Here is a 1109-nt window from a genome sequence, read left to right on the forward strand (position 1 = left end):
TGCGCGTAAGCACCTGAATCAACTGGCTTGGTTGCAACAATGTTTAGGTAATCCAAGACTTCTTGACCAGACATATCGACGTAAGAAACCATGTTGCCAAATGGCTGCACGGTCAACACATCTTTGTATGTGATTTCACCAGCTTCAATAGAATCACGCACACCGCCTGAGTTCATCACTGCGAAATCTGCTTTTGCACGTTCCATATGAGCCGTTGCAATTAAACGACCTAGATTCGTCTGTTGGAATCGCACGACATCACGGTCACCTTCTAGCTTACCGTTTGATTCCGCAATTTTCACATTCAGCTGGCTTTGGCCTTTTTCTTGGAAAGGACGAAGGAAGTCCAACATCGCTTTGTCTTGAGTAATTTCATCTTGAACAAACACACGTTGTGATTGACCATCCACGTTGATTTTTTTCTTCAAGTTTACAGGAATAAGATCGTAGCTCACCATTGATAGTTCGCCGTTACGGAATTCGTAATCGGCACGGCCAACATATTTACCCCACTCATGCGCCTGAACAATGTAAGTACCGTTTTGTTGGTCTGGCTGACACTCATCACCCGGTTTAAAGTTCTTTTTGATAACGTTAGGACCTTCCATACAAACGGGCTCTTGTGAGTGACCACCCACAATCATGTCCAAATCGCCTTCATTAAGGTAACGCGCCAAAGCTACATCACCCGGCGCATTGATGCCACGGTTGCCATTTTCGTAGTGACCCATGTGCGTAACAGCGAAAATCAGATCCGGATTTTCTGTTTTTTTCAGTTCTGCAATCAGCTCTTTCGCTTCCGCTTTCGGGTCGCGGAAGTCCACTTGACCGATAAACTCAGGATTTCCCAACTTCGCGGTATCTTCTGTTGTCAGACCAATAACCGCAATTTTAATGCCTTGCTTATTGAACATCGCGTAAGGTTGGAATAAACGCTTGCCCGTTTTTTTGTCGTAGATGTTGGCTGACAGCATTGGGAAGTTAGCCCAATCTTGCTGTTTGAATAGCACGTCTAGCGGATTATCAAATTCGTGATTGCCTAACGCCATCGCGTCGTAGCCAATCTTACTCATGCCTTTGAAATCTGGTTCAGCGTCTTGTAAATCAGA

The 1109-nt window shown here is 45.0% G+C and carries 1 protein-coding gene; it reads right to left on the reverse strand.

All coding sequences use genetic code 11. The features are described from left to right. Window positions 1–1109, reverse strand: a 1109-nt coding sequence (gene ushA / locus R7190_RS25710; RefSeq protein ID WP_318137659.1) for a bifunctional UDP-sugar hydrolase/5'-nucleotidase UshA, incomplete at both ends; no start/stop codon positions are given.

The sequence above is a fragment of the Vibrio sp. 1078-1 genome, from assembly GCF_033340475.1.